Consider the following 23,391-nt stretch of genomic DNA (forward strand, 5'->3'; position numbering starts at 1 on the left):
CGATGTACAACACGTCCTATCACCGCGCCTCTTCCGTCGATGACGCCGCGGCCAAGTTCGGCTCTGGCGAAGACGCCAAATATCTCGCCGGCGGCATGACGCTGATCGCCACCATGAAACAGCGGCTGGCCTCGCCGTCCGATCTCGTCGATCTCCGCCATGCGCCGGAGCTCAAGGGCATTTCGGTCAATGGCTCGTCGGTGCGCATCGGCGCCGGCGTCACCCATTTCGAGGTGGCGACGTCGTCGGCGTTGCGCGCCGTCTGCCCGGCGATCACGCAGCTCGCCGGGATGATCGGCGACCCGCATGTGCGCCATATGGGCACGATCGGCGGATCGGTGGCCAATAACGATCCGGCGGCGGATTATCCTTCCGCCGTTCTGGCGCTCGGCGCGACTGTTGTCACCAACAAGCGTCGCGTCGCCGCCGATGATTATTTCCGCGGCATGTTCGAGACGGCGCTGTCGGCTGGCGAACTCATCGTCGCGTTCGAATTCGACGCGCCGGCCACGGCCGGCTATTCGAAGTTCGCCAATCCCGCCTCGCGCTACGCCATGGCCGGCGTGTTCGTGGCGAAATCGGCGTCGGGCGCCGTGCGCGTGGCGGTGACGGGAGCAGGCTCGAACGGCGTCTTCCGTCATGCCGGCCTTGAGGCGGCGCTCGCCGCCAACTGGTCGGCGGATGCGGTGGTGAATGTCGAGGTCGACGAAGGCATGATGATGGCCGATATTCACGGCTCATCCGCCTATCGCGCCAATCTCGTCCGCGTGATGGCGAAGCGCGCGGTCATTGCCGCCGGTTGATATCAGACTGGGTCAAAACAGGACGCCGCGACCGGCGAATTTCCAGTCGCGGCGATTTGTCATTTAACAAGTGTTTATTGTTTTATTCGTAAGTATTTGACCATGTGGAGTCTGACGATGATGTCGGACATGAGCCCGCTCGGCTGCATGATGCGCGCTGGGTCAGGGAGTGTTTTCAGGATATTTCGATGACCTCCTCTTTCCAAGAGACTGCCGCGCCCAAAATCGACCGCCGTCTGGAATTCATGCAGTTCGCTCAAGCCGAGAAGGCGCAAGTCAGCGCCCTTCGCGAAGTGATCGAGCGGGAACTGCCAAAGGCGCTCGACAAGTTTTACGGAAAGGTCGGCAGCACTCCCGAAACGCGTCGCTTCTTTTCTTCCGATCAGCATATGGCGGCCGCCAAGGGCGCGCAGGTCGGTCACTGGACCAGCATCATCAAGGGCGACTTCACCGAAAACTATGCCGCTAATGTCCGCCGGATCGGCATGGCGCATGCCCGCATCGGGCTCGAGCCGCAATGGTATATCGGCGGCTATGCGATCATCCTCGACCATCTCTTGAAGGAAGCGGTGAAGGCGCATGCGCCGAAGAGCGGCCTGTTCGGCAAGAAGGGCGCGGACGCAGAGGAACTCGGCGCTATGCTCGGCAGCCTCGCCAAGGCGGTTTTCCTCGACATGGATCTGGCGATCTCGGTCTATGTCGAAGAGAAGGAAGCAGCGCTGAAGGCGTCGCAGCAACAGGCGCTGAAGGAAGCGGAGCATGTGTCCGAGGTGCTGGGCCAGGCGATCGCCGCGCTCGGCGAGAAGCGGCTCGATCATCGCATCGGCTCCGAACTGCCGCCGGCCTATGCCGCCATGGGCAAGGCCTTCAACGCCGCCATGGAAGAACTCGCCGGCACCATCCATCGCATCGAGACATCGGCCGCCCATATCCAGACCGAGGCAAGCGACATTCACGCCTCCGCCGATCATCTCGCCAAGCGCACCGAACAGCAGGCGGCTTCGGTCGAGGAGACGGCCGCCGCTCTCCAGCAGATCACCGCCACCGTATCCGATTCGGCCAAGCGCGCCGGTTTGGCCAATGATCTCGCCGGCCGCGCCAAGGCCGGCGCACAGCAGTCCGGTCAGATCGTCGATCAGGCGGTGGCGGCGATGAGCGGCATCGAGAACTCCTCCAAGGAGATCTCCAACATCATCGGCGTGATCGACGAGATCGCGTTCCAGACCAACCTGCTGGCTCTGAACGCAGGCGTCGAAGCGGCGCGCGCCGGCGACGCCGGCAAGGGCTTCGCGGTCGTGGCGCAGGAAGTGCGCGAGCTTGCGCAGCGCTCCGCCAAGGCGGCGAAGGAAATCAAGAGCCTGATCACCAATTCCGGCGAGCAGGTGAAGAACGGCGTCGCTCTGGTGGCCGAAACCGGCGAGGCGCTCAGCCGCATCGTGCACGAAGTCACCGAGATCAGCCAGCACATCCACGCCATCCATGAGGCGGCGCGCGATCAGACCAATGCGCTGTCGGACATCAATTCTTCGGTGACCGTCATCGATCAGGGCACGCAGCAGAACGCCGCCATGGTGGAGCAGGCCAACGCGGCAAGCACGCACCTCGCGGACGAGGCCGTGCGAATCAATGGCATGCTCGGCGAATTCCGCACCGGGCGCGTCAAGGAGACGACGAGGGCCCGGACTGCGCCGAAGCCGGCAGCCGCGCCGAAACCCGCCGCGCTCGCTTCCCAGCCGTCCCCGGTCAAATACGCGCCGCCCAGCCGGCCGCGCAGCGCGCCCGTCTCTTTGGGCGCCACGGCGCTCGCCCAGGACAATTGGGAAGAGTTCTGAGCCAAGGTCTCAAGAAAGGCCTCAATTTTCGCTCTGCGAGCCGTCTTGACGTAAGTCAAGGCGGCTTTGTTTTTAGGGCTTTAAGAGCTATTTTAGCGGATATGGATGATGATGCGATCTAACGACGCGGAGCTCATGATTCGCTTGGGCAGGGGTTGACGTTTGGAATGATTCCAAACACAAAAGACCTTATGAGTCTGGAGATGATTATGGAATTCGAAGCCTTCTTCAAGGAAGCGCTGGATGGGCTGCACCAGGAAGGCCGCTACCGCGTTTTCGCCGATCTCGAGCGTCGCGCGGGACAATTCCCCAAGGCCATCCGTCACACGGAAAACGGCCCGCAGGAAGTGACGGTCTGGTGTTCTAACGACTATCTCGGCATGGGCCAGCATCCCAAAGTCATCGCGGCGATGAAGGAAGCCATCGATTCCTGCGGCGCCGGCGCTGGCGGCACCCGCAACATCTCCGGCACGAATCACTACCATGTCCTGCTCGAGCAGGAGCTCGCGGATCTGCATGGCAAGGAAGCGGCGCTGCTGTTCAATTCCGGCTATATGTCCAACTGGACCACGCTCTCGACGCTCTGTTCGAAGATCCCGGGAATGATCGTATTCTCGGACGCCGGCAACCACGCATCCATGATCGAAGGCATCCGTCACGCCAAGTGTCAGCGGGTGATTTTCAAGCACAACGACCTCGCCGATCTCCGCGCCCATCTCGAAGCCGCCGATCCCCAGGCGCCCAAGCTGATCGCCTTCGAATCGGTCTATTCGATGGATGGCGACATCGCGCCGATCAAGGAGATCTGCGATCTGGCTGACGAGTTCGGCGCCATGACCTATCTCGACGAAGTGCATGCCGTCGGCCTCTACGGTCCCCGCGGCGGCGGCATTGCCGAACGCGACGGCCAGATGCATCGCCTGACGGTGATCGAAGGCACGCTCGGCAAGGCGTTCGGCGTCATGGGCGGTTACATCACCGGCTCGCATGCGCTGTGTGATTTCGTGCGCTCCTTCGCCTCCGGCTTCATCTTCACCACCTCGCTGCCGCCGGCCATCGCCGCCGGCGCGCTCGCCTCGATCCAGCATCTGAAGGCCAGCCCCTTCGAGCGCGCCCGCCACCAGGACCGCGTGCGCAAGCTGCGCGCCGCCCTCGACGCCAGCGGCATTCCGCATCTTTCCAATCCCAGCCATATCGTGCCGGTGATGGTGAAGGACGCGGCCAAATGCAAATGGATCTCGGACCTGCTGCTCGACAATTTCGGCATCTATGTCCAGCCGATCAATTATCCGACGGTGCCGAAGAAGACCGAGCGCCTGCGCATCACGCCGGCGCCCTATCACACCGATGGCGATATCGATCATCTGGTCGGTTCGCTGCATTCGCTCTGGGCGCGTTGCGCGCTGGCCCGCGCCGTCGCCTGATCATATCCACGGCTTGAAATCATCATGCGGATCATCGAGAGATGGTCCGCATGTTTCGTTTCAGGGGGAGTGTTTTCATGGGCATGGACCAGCGATTGGACCAGACGATCGATCGCGCCATCGGCGAGGGGGGCATCACGGGAAGCGTGGTGCTGGTCAGCCGCGATGGCGAGCTGGTTTATAGCCGGGCGGCGGGATTTGCCGATCGCGAGGCGGAGCGGCCCGTCAGCATGGACACGATCTTTCGCCTGGCCTCGGTCACCAAGCCCTTCGTCGCCGCCACCGTGCTCGCCATGGCCGAACGCGGTCTGCTGTCGCTTCAGGATCTCGTGCGCGATCATCTGTCCTGGTTTCAGCCGAAGCTGGCTGATGGCCGGATCGGCGACATCACGCTTCATCATCTGCTGACGCACACCGCTGGCCTTGCCTATGACCCTGCTCTTGAACGGCTGCCCGCCGATCTCGCCGTCAATTGCGGCCTGGCCGACACCGATCTCGGCTACGAGGCCAATTTCTCGCGCGTGAACGCCATTCCCCTGCGTTTCGAGCCCGGAAGCCAATGGCTCTATTCCTACGCCACCGACATTCTCGGCGCCGTGATCGCCAAAGTGCGCGGTTCGACGCTGGAAGAGGCTGTCCGGACCTATGTTGCCGATCCGCTCGGTCTCTCGGACTGCCGGTTTCACGTCACCGATCCGGAGCGGCTGGCGGTCGCCTATGCGGATGGACATCCTCACGCCGTCCGCATGCCTGATCCCTATAGTCCGCCCGAGACGGAAGGCTGGACGCTGACGTTCTCGCCGCGCCGCATCTTCAACGCCAAGGCGTTTCAATCGGGCGGCGCCGGCATGGCCGGGACCGCGCCGGAGGTGATGACGTTCCTCGACACTTTGGCCAGCGGCGGCGGCGACATTCTCTCGTCCGAGACGGCTCGCATGGCGCTCTCCAATCAGATCGGCGACCTCGAGGCCGAGCCGGGCCGGAAATTCAGCTATGTCGGCGCGCTGGTGACGGATCGCCACCTTGCGATGACGCCGCAATCGGTGGGCACCGTGCGATGGGGCGGCGTCTATGGGCTCAACTGGTTCATAGATCCCGTCAGCCGCATCACGGGCCTGTCGGTCACCAACAATGCGCTCGAAGGCTGCACGGGCCGCTATCCCGACGAGATCGTCCAGGCGATCTACGGCTGAGCTCAGGCTGCCTTGCGGGCGATGAGGTCGCTCGCGCGCCGGCGCGCCTCATGATCGGCGGCAAAGACGTCCTCGATCGTCGCGGCGGCCGACCAGTCGAGCATCGCCTCCATCGTGGCTTCTGCGATGTCGGCCATATCGAGAAAGCCGATGCGCCCGTCGCAGAAGGCGTGGAAGGCAGTTTCTTCGGCTGCGTTCATGGTGAGCGCCTGGACGCCGCCGCGCGTGAGCGCCAGACGCGCGAGCCGCAGCGCCGGAAAACGGACCTCGTCCGGCGCTTCGAAATCCAACCGCGCCAGTTTGGCGAAGTCCAATCGCTCGACATTGAGGGCAGGGCGGTCGGGGTAAGCCAGCGCATAGCCGATCGCGGCGCGCATATCAGGCGCGCCGAGTTGGGCGATAATCGATCCATCGCGATAGCCGACCATGGAATGGATGATCGATTGCGGATGCACGATCACCTCGATCTCATGCGGTTCGAGATTGAAGAGATGCTTGGCCTCGATCACCTCCAGCGCTTTGTTGAACATGCTGGCGCTGCCAATGGAGATTTTGAGCCCCATTGACCAGTTGGGATGGGCGCGGGCCACCTCGGCGCTGACGCCGGCCATCTGTTCGCGGCTCCATGTGCGGAAAGGGCCGCCCGACGCGGTCAGGATCACCCGCTCCACCGCATGGCGGCGTTCGGGATCGAGCGACTGGAAGATGGCGCTGTGCTCGCTGTCGACCGGCAGCAAGTGTCCACCGCCCGCCTTGACGGCGGTGACGAACAGGTCGCCTGCCGAGACCAGGCATTCCTTGTTGGCGAGCGCGATGTCTGCGCCGCGGCGGGCCGCGACAAGGGTCGGCGCGAGACCGGCCGTGCCGACGATCGCAGCCATGACCATGGAAGAGGGCATGTCTGCGGCTTCGAGCAAGCCGCTCTTGCCGGCAGCCACGGCGATCCCGGAGCCCGCCAAGGCGTCCTTGAGATCCTGATAGCGCGCCTCGTCGGCGGTTACGGCGAGCTTCGCCCGATGCGTTCGCGCCTGCTCGGCAAGCAGCGCGATATTGCCGGCGCCGGTGAGCGCCGCCACCTCGAAACCGTCCAAGTCTCCCATTTGCGCCAGCACGTCCAGCGTGTTGACGCCTATGGAGCCCGTGGCTCCGAGGATGGTGATGCTTCTCGTCATGCCGGCCGCTTCGATCACTGAAAAAGATCCCCGTCTCTATAGCGAGCATGGGGCGGGAGCAAGACAGGCAGCCTGCGGATTTGACGCGTCAGCCGTTGCGCAAGGCTGCGATCATCCGTGGCGTTACATGACCATCGCGGGTCAACGCCTTGATGTCAGCCAGGGTGACGCTGTTTGTGGTCAGCGCTTTGGCGATCCTTCGGCAGAGGATGGTGGGCAACTTATCTTTGGTCGTGCGAACATAGATCGCGATATCGGTCTTTGTCTGGACGTTCCAGTACCGGACCTGATTTTCGCAATAGCGCGTCCACCCCGCAATATTTTCAGGGTGTTTATTTGCGTGGGCGCGGGCCCTGGAAAGGTCCTCGTCGTTGTTGATGCAGGACGATAGACCGACCGCCATCAGAATTAGGAGTATGAACCGCATGTGATATCCCTGCTAGAAATTCGATTGAAGCTGTTTGGCGACAATGAGCGGGCGCCCCACTCAACCTTCCCGCATTGCTGCCAGCATGGCCGGCGTATAGCGCCCATCCCGCAGCAGTGAGACAACATCGGCCCCCGTTAACTGTCCATTTCTGACAGCGCGCGCCATCCGCCCGCAGACCGTTTCGGGCAGTTTATCGACGCTCGTCCTAAGAAAAACGGCTTGGTTAGTCTTCAGGGTAATGCTCCAGAGCTTGGTTCTTTTCACGCATCTGCTTTCAGCGCGTGCAATCAGCTGGGGGTCAGTGGAGCCATCCTGGATAATCTTGCCGAACCGCGCGTCATTGTCCGCACATGCGGTGAGACTGCAGGCTAACGCAATCATGGTGACAGTCGCTGTGATACGCATGGCCCCTCCCTAAAACAGAGATGTCCTACAAGATGAGGGCGGGAAATCGCAAATGTTTTCTTGTTCAGGTTTATATTCAAGTATTGCCTAAACAAATCTTGCGCTTATCGCCGTTGTGTATGGTGGTTTCGTTCGGCCCGGGTGCTCGAGTCTCGCTTCGTGCAAGACAAACAAAAACGGCGCCCCGAAGGACGCCGTTCCAATAGTCTCTGTAGATCGGCTTATTCGCCGGCGTTTTCCGCAGCAGCCTTTTCAGCAGCGGCGGCAGCTTCGGCAGCGGCCTTTTCAGCGGCGAGAGCCTGGGCGGCGGCAACCTTTTCGGCTTCGACGCGGGCCTTTTCAGCCTGAACGGCCTGGCGCTCGTTGTCGTTGAGCTTGCGGGCGCGGGCGCCGGTGTTTTCGACGATACGGGCAGCCTTGCCGCGCAGGTCGCGCAGGTAGTAGAGCTTGGCGCGACGGACCTTGCCGCGACGGACGACTTCAACGCCTTCGACGAGCGGCGAGAAAACCGGGAACACGCGCTCGACGCCTTCGCCGTAGGAGATCTTGCGAACGGTGAAGCTTTCGTTCAGGCCCGAGCCCGAGCGAGCAATGCAGACGCCTTCATAGGCCTGCACGCGGGTGCGCGTGCCTTCGACAACGCGAACGTTCACGCGGACGGTGTCGCCCGGGGAGAAGTCGGGGAGCGTGCGCTTGGCGGCGATCTTGGCGGCCTGTTCGGCTTCCAGCTGCTGGATGATGTTCATAGTCAACCTCGTTTGTGGTTTGACAGCCAGAGCGCTCACGATCAGCCTTTGGTCGAAACCTCCGGCGCTTGCCCTTTCGGACGGGAGCGGATACGTCTGCCTTTCATTGCTGGTTGATGGGCTTTTGCCCATTCCGGTCGCGCACATACTGCATAACCGGGCGTTTGTCACCCCTTGCCGGCGAAAAAGTCAAGGTTTGGCGCCTGCGCCGACGCCATCAGATCCGGAGCGCCACAATGTCTTTCGCCATGCTCGTCCTCATGTTCGCCGCGGGTTTTCTCTCCGCCGCCGTCAATGCGGTGGCGGGCGGCGGCACATTCCTCACTTTCGGCGTGCTGACCCTGGCGGGGCTGCCGCCGGTGGCGGCCAATGCGACATCCTCGATTATCCAGTTTCCGGGCTACATCACCTCGACGCTCGCCTATTTCAGGGATTTCCGCCGTCTCTGGCGGAGCGCGCTCGCGCTCGGCATCGTGTCGCTGGTCGGCAGCCTGTTCGGCGCTCTGTTCCTGATGTCGCTGAGTGACGCGGATTTTCGCGGCATGGTGCCCTGGCTGCTGCTTGCGGCGACCATCGTCTTCGCCGCCGGCCCCTGGCTGCGCCCCAAGCATGTCGGCGAACGGCATGCGCCGAGCGCCCTCGGTCTCGCTGTGCAGACGGCCACGTCCTTTTACGGCGGCTTCTTCGGGGCGGGCATGGGCATCATGATGCTGGCGTCGCTGGGGCTCGCCATGGGCGGCGATTATCACCGGCTGAACGCGATCAAGAACTTCCTCGCCATCGTCATCGCACTCGTCGCCATCATCGTCTTTTCGGCGGCGGATGCAGTGGCCTGGACGCATGCGGCGATCATGCTGCCCGCCGCCGCGCTCGGCGGGTATGCCGGCGTCCATTTCGCCAAACGCGCGCCGCAGGCGCTGCTGCGCTGGATGGTGGTCGCCTGCGGACTGGGTTTGTCGATCTATTACTTCGTCACGGGTTGAGCCGGCAGGAGATCGGGCCGGCGTTCGGCGGTCAGCTTCAGCGCCTGTTCGCGCCGCCAGGCCTCGATCCTGGCGTGATTGCCCGAGGTGAGGATCTCCGGGATATCGACGCTTTCGAAGCTCTGGGGCCTGGTGTAATGCGGATGCTCGAGAAGCCCGTTCTCGAAGCTTTCATGGGTCCCGGACAGCGGATTGCCCATCACGCCGGGCAGAACCCGGATCACGGCGTCCAGCAGGATCATCGCCGCCGGCTCGCCGCCGGAGAGAATATAGTCGCCGATCGACACTTCCTCGAGATTGCGGCTGTCGATCACCCGCTGGTCCACGCCCTCGAAGCGGCCGCAGACGATGACGACGCCGTCGCCGGCCGCGAGGTCCCGCACCTTCGACTGGGTGAGCGGTCGTCCGCGCGGGCTCATCAGCAGGCGCGGGCGGTTGTCCGCCGCCACGGAATCGATCGCCTTGGCCAGGATATCGGCGCGCAGCACCATGCCGGCGCCGCCGCCTGCGGGTGTGTCGTCGACGCTGCGATGCTTGTCTGTCGCGAAGTCGCGGATCTGGATCGTCTCCAGCGACCAGTCGCCGCGCGTCAGCGCCTTGCCGGACAGGGATTCGCCGAGATAGCCGGGAAACATCTCCGGATAGAGCGTCAGGATCGAAGCGTGAAACGTCATCCGCGGTCCCCGTCGCGCGGTTCATCCTCGCCGTCGGGATTGACGAGGCCGGCGGCGATCGGGTCGATCAGCAGCAAGCCGGCGTCGAGATCGATTTCCAGAACGGCGGCTTCGGAGAAGGGGATCAGTTGCGAGCGTTTGCCCTCTTGCGTGAGCTCGAGAATGTCGCCGGCGCCGAAATCGAAGATGCCGCTGACAATGCCATAGGCGTTGCCCTCGGCGTCGCGAGCCTCCAATCCTTCGAGATCGGCATAGAAGAATTCGTCCTCGTCGAGATCCTCGTCATCGAGCGCATCGCGTTCGACGAAGAGCTCGACGCCGCGCAGCGCTTCGGCCTGGTCGCGATCGTTCACGCCGCGGAAACGGATCACCACCATTTCCTTGTGCGGCCTGATATCGAGGATTTCGAAGGGTTTTCCGTGCTTGTCGTAGACCGTGCCATATTCGGCGATGGCGACGGGTTCCTCGGTGAAAGATTTGACCCGCACTTCGCCGCGCAGGCCCTGCGCCGCGCCGATGACGCCCATCAACACAGGATTTTCGAGTTTCTTGTTGCCCAGGGCCATGGTCACCTCGCTTGGGATCGCGGTTTTCGCCGCTTTCGGCGCTGTCTGCTATTAGCGCCGAAGCGCCCGCAAAGAAAAGCCCCCGCGCGGGTCCGCGCGAGGGCTTTCGAATGTCGCAGGAGCCGGATTATTCAGCGGCGGCTTCGGCAGCCTTGGCGGCCTTTTCCTTGGCGCGCTCGATGGCCTTCTTGCCGGGCTGGGCCTTTTCCGGGTTGTTGCGGGCTTCGCGCTTGCCGAGGCCGGCGTCGGCGATGAAGCGCAGCACGCGGTCGGTCGGCTGGGCACCGTTGTCGAGCCAATGCTTGATGCGGTCGTTGTTCAGAACGATGCGGTTGGCGTCGTCCTTGCCGAGCATCGGGTTCCAGGAGCCGAGCTTCTCGATGAAGCGGCCGTCACGGGGCGAGCGGGCGTCGGCGACGACGACGTGGTAGTAAGGACGCTTCTTGGAGCCGCCGCGGGCCAGACGAATTTTCAGGGACATGTTTTTCTCCTTGGATGTCTCTAGATGGTGGTTCCGCTGCCCTCAGGAAGCGGCAGTCTCTTTGCCGCCGAGATCGGCGGCGATGGCCTCATGATGCCGGATGACTTCCTTGATGATGAAATTCAGGAATTTCTCGGCAAAATCAGGGTCCAGATCGGCGTCCTTGGCGAGCTGCCGCAGGCGGTTGATCTGGTATTCCTCGCGCGCCGGATCGGCCGGCGGCAGATTGTAGGTCGCTTTCAGCACGCCGACCGCCTTTGTGCAGCGGAAGCGCTCGGCGAGCATGTGAACGAGCGCGGCGTCGACATTGTCGATCGACTGGCGATATTGGGCGAGTTGGCGCTTTGCATCGGCTTCGGTCATATTTCTGCGCCTCACTTCTTCTTCGGCAGGCCGGGAAGGCCGGGGAAACCGCCGCCCAGGCCAGGAAGCTTTCCGCCGCCGAGGCCCGGCATGCCGCCCGGCTTCAGGCCTGCGGCTTCCGCCTGCTTGGCGAGCGCCTCGAGCTGCTTGGGGTCGAGCTTGGAAAGATCGGGCATGCCGCCCATTCCACCCATGCCGCCGAGGCCCATCTTGTTAGCGAGGCCGCCCATCATCTGCTTCATCATGCCGCCGCCTTTGCCGCCGCCCATGGCCTTCATCATGTCGGCCATGCCGCGATGCATCTTGAGCAGCTTGTTGATTTCGGCGGCGTCGGTGCCAGAGCCGGCGGCGATGCGCTTCTTGCGCGAATGCTTGAGGATATCGGGATTGGCGCGTTCGGCCTTGGTCATCGAGGAGATGATGGCGATCTGGCGCTTGATGGACCTGTCGTCGAAGCCGGCGCCCGCCAGCTTGTCCTTCATGCCGGCCATGCCGGGCATCAGGCCCATGATGCCGCCCATGCCGCCCATTTTCTGCATCTGTTTGAGCTGTTCGGCCAGATCGTTGAGGTCGAACTTGCCCTTGGCCATTTTCTCGGCCATGGCCTTGGCTTTTTCGGCGTCGATCGTCTCGGCGGCCTTTTCGACCAGCGAGACGATGTCGCCCATGCCGAGGATGCGGTCGGCGATGCGGCGCGGATGAAATTCATCCAGATCCGTCATCTTTTCGCCGGCGCCGATCAGCTTGACCGGCTTGCCGGTGACGGCGCGCATCGACAGAGCTGCGCCGCCGCGGCCGTCGCCGTCCATGCGGGTCAGCACGAGGCCGGTGATGCCGACGCGTTCGTCGAAATTTCGGGCGAGATTGACGGCGTCCTGACCGGTCAGAGCGTCGGCCACGAGCAGGATTTCATGCGGATTGGACTTCCGCTTGATCTCCGCCATCTCCACCATCAGCGGCTCGTCGATATGCGTGCGACCGGCGGTGTCGAGAATGACGACGTCATGGCCGCCGAGCTTGGCGGCCTGAACGGCGCGAGCGGCGATGTCGACGGGAGACTGACCGGCGATGATCGGGAGCGTGTCGATATTGGTCTGGACACCCAGCTGGCGGAGCTGTTCCTGCGCGGCCGGACGGCGCGTGTCGAGCGAGGCCATCAGGACCTTCTTGCGCTCGCGATTGGTCAGGCGCAGCGCAATCTTGCCGGTGGTGGTGGTCTTGCCGGAGCCCTGCAGGCCGACCATCATGATGACGACGGGCGCCGCCGCGTTGAGATCGACTGTCTCACTTTCGGCGCCCAGCATCTCCACGAGTTCGTCATGGACGATCTTGACGACCATCTGGCCTGGCTTGATCGACTTGAGCACGGTCGCGCCAACAGCCTTTTCGCGGACGCGCTCTGTGAAGGACCGCACGACGTCCAGCGCCACGTCGGCTTCCAGAAGCGCGCGGCGCACTTCGCGGAGCGCAGCGTTGACATCGGCTTCCGACAGAGCGCCGCGGCCCGTCAGTCCGTTCAATATGCCGCCTAGGCGTTCCTGAAGGCTCTCAAACATCCAACCATCCTTTTGTCCGAACTCTGTTGTCCGGAACATCGGCATCCCCAGGCGCTCTGACAAGAGATCAAGCAAAAAAGCACCCGAGGGCGCATCGCGCTGTCGGGTGTTGACCTCCGGACTCGATCGTCAAACGACGGTCCGGTCGGCTGCTCAGATCGTCAAAGACCTGTGAGATTGCGCGGCTTAAACATCAGCGGGCCGGAAAAGTCAAGCCTTGTAGCCGATAGATCAGAATTCGTAGCCGAACAGGTCGATCACGAGGCGGTCGCGTCGGGCGACGAGGTCGCGCAATTCGTCGTCGTAATAGTCACGGTAGGTGGTGAGGGTGCGGGTCGATGCGTTCTTCGGCTGCGGCGCATGCTTCTTCAGGATCGCCTCGGCGTTCTTCTTGAAGCCGCAACGGTCGATGTTGTCGAGCACGAAAGTCGAAAAATCCTCGGTCAACGTTTCACTCTTGAATACGCGGTCATAAATAGCCCAGCGCTTCTGGTGGGCAATAGCGCGGTCCATGTTCCAGAGATAGGCTCGGTTCAGCGCAAGCGCAGGATGTGGCGTCGTCACGCGCAAGAAGCGGTAGGAATAAAAGCCGAGAAATGGATTGACCGACGAATGGGCATAGGGGTTTTCCGTCTCGATCGTCTTGAAGAAGTCGGGATCGTTGAAGGACTGCAACCACAACCGAAAGGACTCCTTGGGATTGGAGCGGTCAAAAAACCGCCTCAGGCCTTCCTCGCCAAGTGAATTCTGGATGGCGCGGTAATAAACGACATTGGTCTGCTGGATCGAGTAGGACCACATCGACACATACCAGTCCCAGGGATTGCGGACGGTGGCGAAGGCGTATTTTCCCTGCTTCCAGAAAAATGGCCGCCCCTTGGTCAGCGGCGCGTGACGAAATGCGCGCACAGGCTTGCCCGGAACGAGGCGGTTTAGAAGCGCCACGACGTAGCTGCTGCCGGTCTTGTACATGTCCAGATAGATGAACTTCTCGTACTCGATCATGGTCTTCTCGTCGTCGTGCCCCGGTTACGCTCGTTTAGTGATGCGGTGAGCAAAGGTCAAACGGTAGCGCCTGTGAGATGGAACTGGGGTGCTGGGGGAGCCCGCGCCTTGTAAGGTTTAGCCGAGCCTCTATCTTAAAAAATCTGCATAGCGAGGCGAGCCCATGACGAACTACGGACGGCGCGAGAAGAACCCCTATTACGATGGGCCGCGAAGCGATCATTTCGACGGCGTCAGGTTCTTCAATCCCCATGGCGTCGAACCGCTTGGCCTGGCGGCCCTGCTCCGGTGGCAATGGGGGGAAAAGCGCGCCCGCTGGCCCGACGCCTATCCCAGCCCCTTCGCCGGCGCAAAGCCCGCCTGGCGCATCGAGGGCGACGATCTCCGGGTAACCATGGCGGGTCACGCCAGCCTGCTGATCCAGACCCAGGGCCATAACATCCTGACCGATCCGGTGTTTTCGATGCGCGCGAGCCCGCTCACTTTTGCCGGACCCAAGCGTCACAATCCGCCGGGCATTCGTCTGGACGATCTGCCGAAGATCGATCTGGTGCTGGTGACGCACAATCACTACGACCATCTGGATATCGCCAGCCTCAAGACGATCGTGGCGGCGCATCATCCTGAGATCATCACGCCGCTCGGAAATGACGCCATCATCCGCAAGGCCATTCCGAACGCCCGGATCATCGCCACCGATTGGGGCGATCAGACGGATTTCGGTCCCTTCATCATCCATACGGAACCCTGTCACCACTGGTCGGCGCGAGGAACGCGCGATCGCCGCATGGCGCTCTGGGCAGCCTTCGTGATCTCGACGCCAGCCGGCGCGATCTATCACATCGGCGACACAGGCTTTCACGACGGGATCAATTATCGCACCGCGGCGGAAAAGCATGGCGGCTTTCGTCTCGCCATCCTGCCGATCGGCGCCTATGAGCCGCGCTGGTTCATGAAGGGGCAGCATCAGAATCCGGCCGAGGCGGTCGAGGGCATGCGGCTCGCCCGCGCCCAATACGCCGTTGGCCATCACTGGGGTACGTTCCAACTCACCAATGAGGCCGTGGAGGCTCCGCTTGACGCCCTGGCCGCAGCGCTCGACGCCGCCGGCCTCGAGCGGGAGCGTTTCCGGCCATTGCGCGCGGGCGAAAGCGTCGACATTCCCCTGAAATAGGCGAAAACTCTGGTCTTTTGACTGCGCTTCCGCCATATAGGGCGAAATTGTAGAGGATGCGGCTGACGCCATGACCATAGATGCGCCTTTCGCCAAGATGAACGGACTGGGGAACAAGATCCTGGTGGCGGACATGCGCGGCCGCAAGGATCGCGTCACGCCCGAGGCGGCCATTGCGCTCGCCGCCGATCCCGCGACGTCCTTCGACCAGATCATGGCGATCCATGATCCGAAGGCCGAGGGCACATTCGCCTGGATCAGCATCATCAATTGCGACGGCACCGAAGCGCAGGCCTGCGGCAACGGCATGCGCTGCGTGGTGCAGGCGCTGGCCGCGGAAACCGGGTTGAAGAGCTTTACCTTCCACACCCGCGCCGGCGTCTTGACCGGCGAGGAGCGCGACGACGGTCTGCTGTCCGTCGACATGGGCAAGCCGCAATTCGAGTGGAACAAGATCCCGCTGTCGGAAGAATTTCACGACACAAGCCGGATCGAATTACAGATCGGGCCCATCGACGCGCCGGTCCTGCACTCGCCCTCCGTCGCCTCCATGGGCAATCCGCATGCGGTGTTCTGGGTGGATCGCGACGTCTGGGACTATGATCTCGGCAAGTTCGGGCCGCTGCTCGAGCATCATCCGATGTTTCCCGAGCGCGCCAATATTTCAATCGCCCGCGTCACCTCGCGCCATTCTCTCGACCTGCGCACCTGGGAGCGCGGCGCGGGCCTGACGCTCGCTTGCGGTTCTGCCGCCTGCGCCTCCGCCGTCTCAGCCGCGCGCACCGGTCGCACCGAACGCCAGGTTGACGTGACCATGCCGAGCGGCGGCATATTGTCGATCGACTGGCGCGCCAACGATCACGTCGTCATGACCGGTCCCGCCGAATGGGAATGGTCGGGCATGCTCGATCCCATGACCGGCGCCTTCGCCCGCGATCAGGAGGCTGCGGCCCAGTGACCGGCGTCGACGTCATCACTTTCGGCTGTCGCCTGAACACCTATGAGTCGGAAGTCATCAAGGCCGAGGCTTCAAAGGCCGGTCTCGACAATGCATTGATTTTCAACACCTGCGCGGTGACGGGCGAGGCCGTGCGTCAGGCCCGTCAGGCGATCCGCCGCGCCCGCCGCGACAATCCTCAGGCCCGGATCATCGTCACCGGCTGCGGGGCGCAGACCGAAGGCGCGACATTCGCCCAAATGCCCGAGGTCGACGCCGTGCTGGGCAATGAGGAAAAGCTGAAGGCGGAGAGCTTCGCCCGGCTGCCCGATTTCGGCGTATCGGCGTCAGAGAAATTGCAGGTCAACGACATCATGAGCGTGCGCGCCACCGCACCGCAAATGGTGGATGTCATCGACGGACATGTCCGCGCCTTCATTCAGGTGCAAAACGGCTGCGATCACCGCTGCACCTTCTGCATCATTCCCTATGGTCGCGGCAATTCGCGCTCGGTGCCGATGGGCGCGGTGGTCGAGCAGGCGAGACGACTGGCCGAGAACGGCTATCGCGAGATCGTGCTGACCGGCGTCGACGCCACGAGCTATGGCGCAGACTTGCCCGGCGCGCCGACGCTCGGGCAACTGGCGAAATCGATCCTCAGAAACGTGCCCGAGATCCTGCGGCTGCGCCTGTCGTCGATCGACAGCGTCGAGGCCGACGCGCATCTCTGGGATCTGATCGCCGAAGAGCCGCGCTTCATGCCGCATCTGCATCTGTCGCTGCAGCATGGCGACAATCTCATTCTCAAGCGCATGAAGCGGCGTCACAGCCGGGAAGACGCGATCGCCTTTGTGCGCCGCGCCCGTGAACTCAGGCCGGAGATCAGCTTCGGCGCCGATATCATCGCCGGTTTTCCGACCGAGACCGAGGAGATGTTCGACAATTCGGCGCGTCTTGCAGAGGAATGCGGCATCGCAAAATTGCATGTCTTTCCCTATTCGCCGCGCGAGGGGACGCCCGCGGCGCGCATGCCGGCGCTCGACCGCAGGCTGGTCAAGGAACGCGCCGCGCGCCTGCGCGAGGCCGGCGAGCGGCTGCATCGCGCCCATCTCGACCGCATGGTCGGCAGCCGCCAGACCATTCTCGTCGAGAATACCGGTCTCGCTCATACGGAAAACTTCACGCTTTGCGAGGGATTGGGGCTCGCGCCCCGCAGCCTTGCCACGGTCACCGTCACGGGCCATAACGGCAAGCACCTCGTCGCAGACAGAATTCAGGAGGCGGCAGCCTGAAAAGGCCAGCCGGATCAGCCATGGCGCTCGGTTTCATCAAGAAGATGTTCAGCTTCGGCAAGGACGAAGCCGAGGACAAGGCGAAGCCCGCCGAGGTCGAAGCTGAGGCTGTGGTCGCCGACCCGGCTGCAGAAACCGAGTCGGCGCCCGCGGAAGAGGTTGTCGAAGAAGCCTCGGAGGCTGCGCTCGATGATGGAGAGGTTCAACCTCATCTCGACGAGATCGGATCCAGACCGGTCGCCCCAGCAGACGAGGTGGCCTTGGATGAGCCGGCTGTTTCCGAACCCGCTCTCCCCGAAGGCTTCACTGTTGCAGGCGCGCGCGATGCGGAAGTAGAGATTTCTGAGCAGGCTAAGAAACTCAGCTGGATCGAGCGGCTGCGCCAGGGTCTCGCCCGCACCTCGGCCCAGCTTGGCGCGCAGATTTCGGCGCTGTTCACCAAGCGCAAGCTCGACGAGGACACGCTCGAAGAGCTGGAAGACCTGTTGATCCGCGCCGATCTCGGCGTCGAAACCGCGCTGCGCATCACCGACACGCTGTCGTCGGAACGCTATGGCAAGGATGTCTCGGGCGAGGATGTGTCCCGCATCATGGCCGGCGAAATCGTCAAGGTGCTGAAGCCGGTGGCGAAGCCGCTCGAACTCGATCTCAGCCATAAGCCGCATGTGATCCTGGTCGTCGGCGTCAACGGCACCGGCAAGACTACGACGATCGGCAAGCTCGCGGCGAAACTGAGCCGCGCCGGGCTGAAAGTCATGCTCGCCGCCGGCGACACCTTCCGCGCCGCAGCCATCGAGCAGCTGCATATCTGGGCCAGCCGCACCGGTTGCGAAATCGTTTCGACCAAGCTCGGCGCCGATGCGGCGGGGCTGGCTTACGACGCCTATGAAAAGGCCAAGACGTCAGGCCAGGACGTGCTGATCATCGACACCGCCGGCCGGCTGCAGAACAAGACCGAGCTGATGGCGGAACTCGAAAAAATCGTCCGTGTGCTCGGCAAGCTCGATCCGGATGCGCCGCACACCGTGCTGCAGACGCTCGACGCCACCACCGGCCAGAACGCCCTCAACCAGGTCGAGATCTTCCGCAATGTCGCGGGCGTCTCGGGCCTGATCATGACCAAGCTTGACGGCACGGCGCGCGGCGGCATTCTCGTCGCCATCGCCGCAAAGCATAAACTGCCGGTCTATTTCATCGGCGTCGGCGAGGGCGTCGACGATCTCGAACCCTTCGATGCCGAAGATTTCGCCGAAGCCATCGCCGGCCTACAGACGCAGAAACAATAAGCAGGCGTACAGCCGCAACAGGAGACGCGCCCATGGCCGCCGAAACCGACAGCAAGACGACCGCGGGGAAGGAAAATCCCGTCATCAAGCTCGCGCTCGAACTCGGGCCGCTTCTGGTGTTCTTCTTCGCCAATTCCTATGGAGAGCGGCTGGCGAAAGCCTATCCGCCGCTTGCGAGCCTCGGCGGGCCGATCTTCATCGCCACCGCTTTGTTCATGGCGGCCACGGTGATCTCGCTGGTCGTCTCCAAGATCGTCATGGGCAAGCTGCCGATGATGCCGCTCGTGTCAGGCGTCGTGGTGCTGGCCTTCGGCGGATTGTCGATCTGGCTGCAGAACGAGACCTTCATCAAGATGAAGCCGACGATCATCAACACACTGTTTGGCGTGGTGCTCCTGGGCGGCCTGTTGTTCGGCCGTTCGCTGCTCGGTTACGTCTTCAACTCGGCCTTCCAGCTCGACGATGAAGGCTGGACCAAGCTCACCTGGCGCTGGGGTTTCTTCTTCCTGTTTCTCGCGGTGCTCAACGAAGTGGTCTGGCGCGGCGCGGACGCCTATTATCTGCCGGATTTGAAGGCGGCGGACGATTTCTGGGTCACCTTCAAGGTCTGGGGCACCATGCCGATCACCTTCCTCTTCACGCTCAGCCAGATGCCGCTGATCATGAAGCACCAGCTGGACGGCAAGGATGGCTGAGGCTGCGAACTCCCGTCGCCATCTTGTTTATGGGCTCGGCCTGATCGCGTTGATCATCCTCGTTCAGGTGATCATCGAACGGTTGATGGGCCGCGTCTGGCTCTGCGAATGCGGGGTGGTGAAACTGTGGGAAGGCGAGGTGCATTCCTCCGGCAATTCCCAGCAGATTTCCGACTGGTACACGCCGAGCCACATCATCCATGGTTTCCTGTTCTATGGGCTCGGATTTCTCGTCCTGCGTCGCGCGCCGATGTCGCTCCGGCTTGGGTTGGCGGGCCTGATCGAGGCGGGATGGGAGCTTCTGGAGAACTCACCCATCATCATCGAACGCTATCGCTCGGCAACCATGGCTTATGACTATGTCGGCGATTCCATCCTCAATTCCGGCATGGACACGGTCTGGATGACGCTCGGCTTTCTCGCCGCCTGGAAACTGCCGGTGAAGGTGACGATTGCGCTGGCCATCGCAGCCGAAATCGCCACGGCCTTCATCATCCGTGACAATCTCACGCTCAATGTCATCATGCTGATCTACCCGATCGAGGCGATCAAGGTCTGGCAGGGCGGGCTATAGGCCTGTTTCCGTCAGACCGAGGTCGTTGAGCCCGGATGCAGGCCCAGAAGGTAAACCGCGGCGAGCACGCCGGCCAAAGCCGCGAGCGTCAGGACGAAGAAAATCATGCCGCGCGAGGCGCGACGTTCGGTCTTTTGAGGGGGCTCGATCTTGGTCATGCCGAGACAATGCCGGATCGAAGGGAATGTTCCGCGCGTTGTGGCCGACGGGGACTGGCGATAGAATCAACCCGAAGATAAACCACGTCACGGTTTTGCCCGAAACGCACTGGATTCCTCAGCCTGGAAACGGGATGTTGCGCCGATGAAGATGATCGCTGTTGGACTGTTCCTGCTTGCCATTGTCAGCCCTCCCGCGCTCGCGGAAGACGCCGTGACCGCAGATCCCTCCACGCCCTCACAGCCGCAGGGCAATCCCTGTTCCGCCTATGGCGAGGGGTATATTGCGGTCGATGGTGGCAAAACCTGCATAAGGGTCGGCGGACGCATCCGTTACGACATCGGCGTGGGCGAAGACGAGACGCCGCGTAAGGATTGATCGATCAGGCCGTCTCGCCGTTGCGCCGGGCCAGAAAACGTTCTTCCAGCATCTTCTTGTGCGCGCGATAGGCTTCGGCCATCGCGACATGCCGCTTCTGCTGCTGCTCGGCGGTGTCCACCGCCTGGCCATGCGCCTTGAGATGCGCGATCGTCGCCGACAGCCTCGAGGCGAGCCTTTCGCTTTCGGCGATGTTCTGGTTCACTTGTTCATAAGCGTCGTTTTGACTGGCCATCATGGCGCTCCCTGGTTGCCTTCGATTAGAAGACTCGCATGGGTTCGGAGTCAATGCGTTTATTAGGGATTGGTTAACTTTTGCGGCGACGACGAAGTCATGCGCAGCGCAACCGCGTCAAGCAGCCTGAGCGAAACGACCATATGAGAAGTGCGGGCTTTATAGGTCAAAAAATGCTCGCTCTGCAGATGGTTTTCATAGGCAGCCTGATTTGCATAAACTTCCAATAGACGAAACTGGCACGGCGCTTCTCGCAAGCTCACTGCCTCTAGCCGCAAGACTCCGGGCTCCCGCTCGAGCGACAGGTCGATTTCCTCGCCAAGAAACCGCTTGTGGTCATCCAGGAAATCCGGTCCGACCTCTATCTCCGCCATGCGGATAACGCGGTTATCCGACATAGTCAGCAACCTCCCCTTTCCGCCAACTCATCTGGCTCCAGTCGGTCATCCCATCTAAATGTGAAGAATGGTGATTCCGACGCGATTCGAACGCGTGACCCTCAGATTAGGAATCTGATGCTCTATCCTGCTGAGCTACGGAACCACTGATCCTTCCATACAAAAAGAGGCGGGCTTCGCCAAGAAAATCTTTTGTGTCGCCTCAGGCGTCGTTGTAGGTGATGCGGATGCCGCCATTGTCGGCAACGGCGACCGTGAGGTCCCGATAATGCGGGATTGCCGAGCCTTCCTTATGCGGATGGGCATGCGTGGCGGTGACAACCAGCAGATCGGCGCCGGAGGCGCGGGCGGCTTCGATGCCGGCGGGGGCGTCTTCGAACACCAGACAATCCTTGATGTCGACGCCAAGCCGCTCCGCGCCGAGTAGGAAGCAGTCGGGCGCGGGCTTGCCGCGCTTGACGTCCTCGGCGGTGACCCAATGCCTGGGCCGCTTAATGCCGGCGGCGTCGAGCCTCGCAGTGGCGAGTTCGACGGTCGCCGAGGTGACGATCGCCCAGCGATCCTCGGGAAGCGCGTTCAGGAAATCCACCACGCCATCGATCGGCACGACGCCGTCGACATCCTCGATCTCGGCTCTTTCGACCCAGGCGACTTCGGCTTCCAGATCGATATTGGGAAGCCCCTGTTTGCGGATCGTGTCGGCGGCGCGAACCCCGTGAATGGTCGGCAGGAACGTCTCGACATCGAGACCGTGCCGGCGCGCCCAGGTCGACCAGACGCGCTCGGCCGCCGCGATCGAGCTCAGAAGCGTGCCGTCCATATCGAACAACAGGGCGGCATAGGTCTTTTCACGATAGGGCATGGCGGATCCGGCAGGTGGGAGAAAACGAACGGTTCGGCCTAACGCCGGGGCGACAAAAGTCAAGTCCGGCGCGGGGCGTTCCGGTTCGCTTCAGGCGCTGCGCAGGATATTCACCTCTGTCGCGGCCGCCACGAAGGCTTCGCGGGCGTAAAAGGCCGGCACATGGCCTTCGAGCGCATTGAGGCAGGCGGTGCGGGCCTTGGAATAGGCCTTGCCGGTCTTGGACGGCCATTTGTGCAGCAGGCATTGAGCGGCGTCGTGCAGATTGGAGATCACGCGGATCTCGCGGGTCGGGCTGAAAACCACTTCCACGCTTTTCGACCAGTTGATCATCGCTCCACTCTCCATGCTGCTGCGACACAAAATGCCGACAGCGGGCTGTTCGTTCCTCTCGCCGGCGTGAATTTTCATGCGCTGATTCCATGATGCGCTGATGTCGGCCCACTGTTTCTTGAGCGCCTGTCGCACGGGAAAGTTCTTTGCTCTTCAAACGAAACCACGCCCGAGGCGCGGAACATTCGCGATGGATTGCAATTGTCGGGAGATGACGCCAGACGCCGCGGAGGGATGAGAAATGACCGATACGAAGGCCGCCATGTTGACCGAAACGCAGGCTCCCGAGGATGAAGCCGAACGCGGGCGCGACGCCGCGGCGCCGCATGACATTCCGCCGCTCGGCTTGAAGGATGTCGCTTGGCGCGTGTTCTACGCCATTTTCGAGGATCGCATCTCGCTGATCGCGGCGGGCGTGACCTTCTTTCTGCTGCTCGCCTTCTTTCCCTCCATGGCGCTTCTCGCCACGATCTACGGTTTCTTCTCCGATCCCAGCGCCATTGCCGGCCAGGTGGGATTTCTGGCCGATTTCCTGCCGCCTGGCGGCATGGCGCTGATCACGGATCAGCTCGAGAGCCTGTCGTCCCAGAAGAATTCGACGCTCAGCTTTGCTTTCGCCTCCAGCTTCGCGCTGGCGCTCTGGAGTTCGTCGAGCGGGATCAAGGCGCTGTTCGACGCCATGAACGTCGCTTATAGCGAAACCGAAAGCCGCAGCATCCTGAGGCTCAATGCGGTGGCGCTCGCCTTCACGCTGCTGGCCGTGCTGCTGGCGGCGCTGCTGATCGTGGCAGTCGGCGTCATTCCCGCCGTGCTCGCTTTTCTTCGTCTCGACAGTTGGCTCGAAACGCTGGCCAGAGTGCTGCGCTGGCCCCTGGCGCTCGCGGTGATGATCGGCATGATCATGCTGGTCTATCGTTTCGGGCCAAGCCGCGAGCCCGCCAAATTGCGATGGATCACCTGGGGCGCGGGCGTCGCCGCCATTCTCTGGACGATCGCGACGTTCGGCTTTTCGTACTATCTCTCGCATTTCGCCGATTATAACGCGACCTATGGCGCGCTGGGCACGCTGATCGGCGTGATGATCTGGGTGTGGATCTCGGTGATGATTCTGATCCTCGGCGCGGAAATCAACGCCGAACTCGAACATCAGACGCTGCGCGATTCGACGACGGGAAGGCCCAGACCCATGGGCGATCGGGGCGCCTACGTCGCCGATACGGTCGGCCGCAAGGCGGAAAACCTGTGAGCCGGAATCCGCTAATTCAACGGGATGCGGGCCGGTCCTTGGGAACCTTACGCATTCCCGCGTGTTCATCACGTGTGATCAACAGGAGGCATCCCATCATGAACAACCTGATCTGGCTCGTCGGCGCCGTCGTTATCGTCCTTGCGATTTTGTCGTTTCTCGGCCTCCGCTGAGGCGAATTTCGCTGTC

The 23,391-nt window shown here is 62.4% G+C and carries 28 protein-coding genes and 1 tRNA gene; 13 read left to right on the forward strand and 16 right to left on the reverse strand.

The features are described 5' to 3' along the window. The first annotated feature begins 2 nt into the window (after positions 1 to 2). From E8Q41_RS19270 to E8Q41_RS19285, 4 genes are all read left to right on the forward strand, one after another. Positions 3 to 803 (forward strand): xanthine dehydrogenase family protein subunit M, encoded by an 801-nt coding sequence (locus tag E8Q41_RS19270; RefSeq protein WP_137157175.1) that lies wholly within the window; start codon positions 3 to 5, stop codon positions 801 to 803. Positions 804 to 991: 188 nt separating this feature from the next. Further along, a complete protein-coding gene (locus E8Q41_RS19275; protein WP_137157176.1) occupies positions 992 to 2,635 on the forward strand; it encodes a globin-coupled sensor protein in 1,644 nt (547 codons plus the stop codon). 209 nt (positions 2,636 to 2,844) lie between these two features. Next, positions 2,845 to 4,059: a 5-aminolevulinate synthase gene (gene hemA, locus E8Q41_RS19280; RefSeq protein ID WP_170976536.1), complete on the forward strand. Its 1,215-nt coding sequence runs from the start codon at positions 2,845 to 2,847 to the stop codon at positions 4,057 to 4,059. Positions 4,060 to 4,136: 77 nt separating this feature from the next. Further along, the gene (locus E8Q41_RS19285; protein ID WP_137157178.1) at positions 4,137 to 5,252 is read left to right on the forward strand and encodes a serine hydrolase domain-containing protein; all 1,116 of its coding nucleotides are present in this window, start codon (positions 4,137 to 4,139) and stop codon (positions 5,250 to 5,252) included. Positions 5,253 to 5,254: 2 nt separating this feature from the next. On the opposite strand, the gene dxr is transcribed toward E8Q41_RS19285, so the two are convergent. The 4 genes from dxr to rplS all read right to left on the reverse strand — a co-directional run bounded on the left by dxr (position 5,255) and on the right by rplS (position 8,005). After that, a complete protein-coding gene (dxr, locus tag E8Q41_RS19290; RefSeq protein ID WP_170976537.1) occupies positions 5,255 to 6,442 on the reverse strand; it encodes a 1-deoxy-D-xylulose-5-phosphate reductoisomerase in 1,188 nt (395 codons plus the stop codon). A 70-nt stretch (positions 6,443 to 6,512) separates the two neighbouring features. Next, positions 6,513 to 6,851: a hypothetical protein gene (locus tag E8Q41_RS19295; protein ID WP_137157180.1), complete on the reverse strand. Its 339-nt coding sequence runs from the start codon at positions 6,849 to 6,851 to the stop codon at positions 6,513 to 6,515. A gap of 60 nt (positions 6,852 to 6,911) precedes the next feature. Continuing rightward, positions 6,912 to 7,259 (reverse strand): hypothetical protein, encoded by a 348-nt coding sequence (locus tag E8Q41_RS19300; RefSeq protein WP_137157181.1) that lies wholly within the window; start codon positions 7,257 to 7,259, stop codon positions 6,912 to 6,914. A gap of 221 nt (positions 7,260 to 7,480) precedes the next feature. Next, entirely contained in the window at positions 7,481 to 8,005 is a 525-nt protein-coding gene (rplS, locus tag E8Q41_RS19305; RefSeq protein WP_137157182.1) for a 50S ribosomal protein L19, read from the reverse strand. A 236-nt stretch (positions 8,006 to 8,241) separates the two neighbouring features. On the opposite strand from rplS, the gene E8Q41_RS19310 reads away from it, so the two are divergent. Next, positions 8,242 to 8,988 (forward strand): sulfite exporter TauE/SafE family protein, encoded by a 747-nt coding sequence (locus E8Q41_RS19310; protein WP_137157183.1) that lies wholly within the window; start codon positions 8,242 to 8,244, stop codon positions 8,986 to 8,988. Here E8Q41_RS19310 and trmD read toward each other — a convergent pair. The 6 genes from trmD to E8Q41_RS19340 all read right to left on the reverse strand — a co-directional run bounded on the left by trmD (position 8,970) and on the right by E8Q41_RS19340 (position 13,633). Continuing rightward, positions 8,970 to 9,662 (reverse strand): tRNA (guanosine(37)-N1)-methyltransferase TrmD, encoded by a 693-nt coding sequence (gene trmD, locus E8Q41_RS19315; RefSeq protein WP_137157184.1) that lies wholly within the window; start codon positions 9,660 to 9,662, stop codon positions 8,970 to 8,972. The genes E8Q41_RS19310 and trmD overlap by 19 nt on opposite strands. After that, a complete protein-coding gene (gene rimM, locus E8Q41_RS19320; protein WP_137157185.1) occupies positions 9,659 to 10,228 on the reverse strand; it encodes a ribosome maturation factor RimM in 570 nt (189 codons plus the stop codon). The genes trmD and rimM overlap by 4 nt, the downstream gene beginning before the upstream one ends. Before the next feature lie 127 nt (positions 10,229 to 10,355). Then, positions 10,356 to 10,709, reverse strand: a complete 354-nt coding sequence (gene rpsP, locus E8Q41_RS19325) for a 30S ribosomal protein S16 (protein WP_137157186.1) — start codon at positions 10,707 to 10,709, stop codon at positions 10,356 to 10,358. 42 nt (positions 10,710 to 10,751) lie between these two features. Beyond that, positions 10,752 to 11,072: a chorismate mutase gene (locus tag E8Q41_RS19330; RefSeq protein ID WP_137157187.1), complete on the reverse strand. Its 321-nt coding sequence runs from the start codon at positions 11,070 to 11,072 to the stop codon at positions 10,752 to 10,754. Between the two features lie 11 nt (positions 11,073 to 11,083). Continuing rightward, complete coding sequence (gene ffh / locus E8Q41_RS19335; RefSeq protein WP_137157188.1) at positions 11,084 to 12,628, reverse strand: signal recognition particle protein; 1,545 nt, start codon at positions 12,626 to 12,628, stop codon at positions 11,084 to 11,086. A gap of 231 nt (positions 12,629 to 12,859) precedes the next feature. Beyond that, a complete protein-coding gene (locus E8Q41_RS19340; protein ID WP_137157189.1) occupies positions 12,860 to 13,633 on the reverse strand; it encodes a sulfotransferase family 2 domain-containing protein in 774 nt (257 codons plus the stop codon). 163 nt (positions 13,634 to 13,796) lie between these two features. Between E8Q41_RS19340 and E8Q41_RS19345 the strand changes: the two genes are divergently transcribed. From E8Q41_RS19345 to E8Q41_RS19370, 6 genes are all read left to right on the forward strand, one after another. Further along, entirely contained in the window at positions 13,797 to 14,807 is a 1,011-nt protein-coding gene (locus E8Q41_RS19345) for an MBL fold metallo-hydrolase (RefSeq protein ID WP_137157190.1), read from the forward strand. A 70-nt stretch (positions 14,808 to 14,877) separates the two neighbouring features. Then, positions 14,878 to 15,765, forward strand: coding sequence for a diaminopimelate epimerase (gene dapF, locus E8Q41_RS19350; protein ID WP_137157191.1), 888 nt, complete (start codon positions 14,878 to 14,880; stop codon positions 15,763 to 15,765). After that, complete coding sequence (mtaB, locus tag E8Q41_RS19355) at positions 15,762 to 17,036, forward strand: tRNA (N(6)-L-threonylcarbamoyladenosine(37)-C(2))-methylthiotransferase MtaB (RefSeq protein ID WP_137157192.1); 1,275 nt, start codon at positions 15,762 to 15,764, stop codon at positions 17,034 to 17,036. The genes dapF and mtaB overlap by 4 nt, the downstream gene beginning before the upstream one ends. A gap of 20 nt (positions 17,037 to 17,056) precedes the next feature. Further along, a complete protein-coding gene (gene ftsY, locus E8Q41_RS19360) occupies positions 17,057 to 18,322 on the forward strand; it encodes a signal recognition particle-docking protein FtsY (protein WP_137157193.1) in 1,266 nt (421 codons plus the stop codon). Positions 18,323 to 18,354: 32 nt separating this feature from the next. Beyond that, positions 18,355 to 19,017 carry a septation protein A gene (locus tag E8Q41_RS19365; protein ID WP_137157194.1) on the forward strand — a complete coding sequence of 221 codons (663 nt, stop codon included), beginning with the start codon at positions 18,355 to 18,357 and terminating at the stop codon, positions 19,015 to 19,017. Further along, the gene (locus E8Q41_RS19370) at positions 19,010 to 19,591 is read left to right on the forward strand and encodes a DUF2585 domain-containing protein (protein WP_137157195.1); all 582 of its coding nucleotides are present in this window, start codon (positions 19,010 to 19,012) and stop codon (positions 19,589 to 19,591) included. The genes E8Q41_RS19365 and E8Q41_RS19370 overlap by 8 nt, the downstream gene beginning before the upstream one ends. A gap of 11 nt (positions 19,592 to 19,602) precedes the next feature. Here E8Q41_RS19370 and E8Q41_RS25630 read toward each other — a convergent pair whose 3' ends face one another. Further along, complete coding sequence (locus tag E8Q41_RS25630) at positions 19,603 to 19,749, reverse strand: hypothetical protein (RefSeq protein ID WP_170976538.1); 147 nt, start codon at positions 19,747 to 19,749, stop codon at positions 19,603 to 19,605. A gap of 145 nt (positions 19,750 to 19,894) precedes the next feature. Here E8Q41_RS25630 and E8Q41_RS19375 point away from each other — a divergent pair, with 145 nt between their 5' ends. Then, positions 19,895 to 20,128 carry a porin gene (locus tag E8Q41_RS19375; RefSeq protein WP_137157196.1) on the forward strand — a complete coding sequence of 78 codons (234 nt, stop codon included), beginning with the start codon at positions 19,895 to 19,897 and terminating at the stop codon, positions 20,126 to 20,128. A gap of 4 nt (positions 20,129 to 20,132) precedes the next feature. On the opposite strand, the gene E8Q41_RS19380 is transcribed toward E8Q41_RS19375, so the two are convergent. The 5 genes from E8Q41_RS19380 to E8Q41_RS19400 form a co-directional block, all read right to left on the reverse strand. Then, on the reverse strand, positions 20,133 to 20,363 hold the full coding sequence (locus tag E8Q41_RS19380) for a hypothetical protein (protein ID WP_137157197.1): 231 nt from the start codon (positions 20,361 to 20,363) through the stop codon (positions 20,133 to 20,135). 62 nt (positions 20,364 to 20,425) lie between these two features. After that, on the reverse strand, positions 20,426 to 20,761 hold the full coding sequence (locus E8Q41_RS19385; RefSeq protein WP_137157198.1) for an antibiotic biosynthesis monooxygenase: 336 nt from the start codon (positions 20,759 to 20,761) through the stop codon (positions 20,426 to 20,428). A gap of 68 nt (positions 20,762 to 20,829) precedes the next feature. Next, positions 20,830 to 20,906 (reverse strand) — tRNA-Arg (locus E8Q41_RS19390). Positions 20,907 to 20,963: 57 nt separating this feature from the next. Next, positions 20,964 to 21,623, reverse strand: coding sequence for an HAD family hydrolase (locus tag E8Q41_RS19395; RefSeq protein WP_137157199.1), 660 nt, complete (start codon positions 21,621 to 21,623; stop codon positions 20,964 to 20,966). A 90-nt stretch (positions 21,624 to 21,713) separates the two neighbouring features. Continuing rightward, entirely contained in the window at positions 21,714 to 22,034 is a 321-nt protein-coding gene (locus E8Q41_RS19400) for a DUF982 domain-containing protein (protein ID WP_137157200.1), read from the reverse strand. A gap of 163 nt (positions 22,035 to 22,197) precedes the next feature. On the opposite strand from E8Q41_RS19400, the gene E8Q41_RS19405 reads away from it, so the two are divergent. Then, complete coding sequence (locus tag E8Q41_RS19405; protein ID WP_246660248.1) at positions 22,198 to 23,202, forward strand: YihY/virulence factor BrkB family protein; 1,005 nt, start codon at positions 22,198 to 22,200, stop codon at positions 23,200 to 23,202. Positions 23,203 to 23,391: the final 189 nt, after the last annotated feature.

Origin of the sequence: Rhizobium sp. FKL33, from assembly GCF_005222915.1 — a bacterium.
Lineage (GTDB): Bacteria > Pseudomonadota > Alphaproteobacteria > Rhizobiales > Rhizobiaceae > Rhizobium_E.

Coding starts and splice junctions, on each gene's coding strand:
- rpsP (WP_137157186.1), bottom strand. CDS start 10,709: ATGTCCCTGAAAATTCGTCTGGCCCGCGGCGGCTCCAAGAAGCGTCCT.
- E8Q41_RS19370 (WP_137157195.1), top strand. CDS start 19,010: ATGGCTGAGGCTGCGAACTCCCGTCGCCATCTTGTTTATGGGCTCGGC.
- E8Q41_RS19400 (WP_137157200.1), bottom strand. CDS start 22,034: ATGAAAATTCACGCCGGCGAGAGGAACGAACAGCCCGCTGTCGGCATT.
- E8Q41_RS25630 (WP_170976538.1), bottom strand. CDS start 19,749: ATGACCAAGATCGAGCCCCCTCAAAAGACCGAACGTCGCGCCTCGCGC.
- dapF (WP_137157191.1), top strand. CDS start 14,878: ATGACCATAGATGCGCCTTTCGCCAAGATGAACGGACTGGGGAACAAG.
- E8Q41_RS19395 (WP_137157199.1), bottom strand. CDS start 21,623: ATGCCCTATCGTGAAAAGACCTATGCCGCCCTGTTGTTCGATATGGAC.
- rimM (WP_137157185.1), bottom strand. CDS start 10,228: ATGGCCCTGGGCAACAAGAAACTCGAAAATCCTGTGTTGATGGGCGTC.
- E8Q41_RS19300 (WP_137157181.1), bottom strand. CDS start 7,259: ATGCGTATCACAGCGACTGTCACCATGATTGCGTTAGCCTGCAGTCTC.
- E8Q41_RS19375 (WP_137157196.1), top strand. CDS start 19,895: ATGAAGATGATCGCTGTTGGACTGTTCCTGCTTGCCATTGTCAGCCCT.
- E8Q41_RS19295 (WP_137157180.1), bottom strand. CDS start 6,851: ATGCGGTTCATACTCCTAATTCTGATGGCGGTCGGTCTATCGTCCTGC.
- E8Q41_RS19275 (WP_137157176.1), top strand. CDS start 992: ATGACCTCCTCTTTCCAAGAGACTGCCGCGCCCAAAATCGACCGCCGT.
- E8Q41_RS19380 (WP_137157197.1), bottom strand. CDS start 20,363: ATGGCCAGTCAAAACGACGCTTATGAACAAGTGAACCAGAACATCGCC.
- rplS (WP_137157182.1), bottom strand. CDS start 8,005: ATGAACATCATCCAGCAGCTGGAAGCCGAACAGGCCGCCAAGATCGCC.
- E8Q41_RS19330 (WP_137157187.1), bottom strand. CDS start 11,072: ATGACCGAAGCCGATGCAAAGCGCCAACTCGCCCAATATCGCCAGTCG.
- E8Q41_RS19310 (WP_137157183.1), top strand. CDS start 8,242: ATGTCTTTCGCCATGCTCGTCCTCATGTTCGCCGCGGGTTTTCTCTCC.
- E8Q41_RS19405 (WP_246660248.1), top strand. CDS start 22,198: ATGACCGATACGAAGGCCGCCATGTTGACCGAAACGCAGGCTCCCGAG.
- ftsY (WP_137157193.1), top strand. CDS start 17,057: ATGGCGCTCGGTTTCATCAAGAAGATGTTCAGCTTCGGCAAGGACGAA.
- E8Q41_RS19365 (WP_137157194.1), top strand. CDS start 18,355: ATGGCCGCCGAAACCGACAGCAAGACGACCGCGGGGAAGGAAAATCCC.
- E8Q41_RS19345 (WP_137157190.1), top strand. CDS start 13,797: ATGACGAACTACGGACGGCGCGAGAAGAACCCCTATTACGATGGGCCG.
- E8Q41_RS19340 (WP_137157189.1), bottom strand. CDS start 13,633: ATGATCGAGTACGAGAAGTTCATCTATCTGGACATGTACAAGACCGGC.
- trmD (WP_137157184.1), bottom strand. CDS start 9,662: ATGACGTTTCACGCTTCGATCCTGACGCTCTATCCGGAGATGTTTCCC.
- ffh (WP_137157188.1), bottom strand. CDS start 12,628: ATGTTTGAGAGCCTTCAGGAACGCCTAGGCGGCATATTGAACGGACTG.
- E8Q41_RS19285 (WP_137157178.1), top strand. CDS start 4,137: ATGGGCATGGACCAGCGATTGGACCAGACGATCGATCGCGCCATCGGC.
- hemA (WP_170976536.1), top strand. CDS start 2,845: ATGGAATTCGAAGCCTTCTTCAAGGAAGCGCTGGATGGGCTGCACCAG.
- E8Q41_RS19385 (WP_137157198.1), bottom strand. CDS start 20,761: ATGTCGGATAACCGCGTTATCCGCATGGCGGAGATAGAGGTCGGACCG.
- E8Q41_RS19270 (WP_137157175.1), top strand. CDS start 3: ATGTACAACACGTCCTATCACCGCGCCTCTTCCGTCGATGACGCCGCG.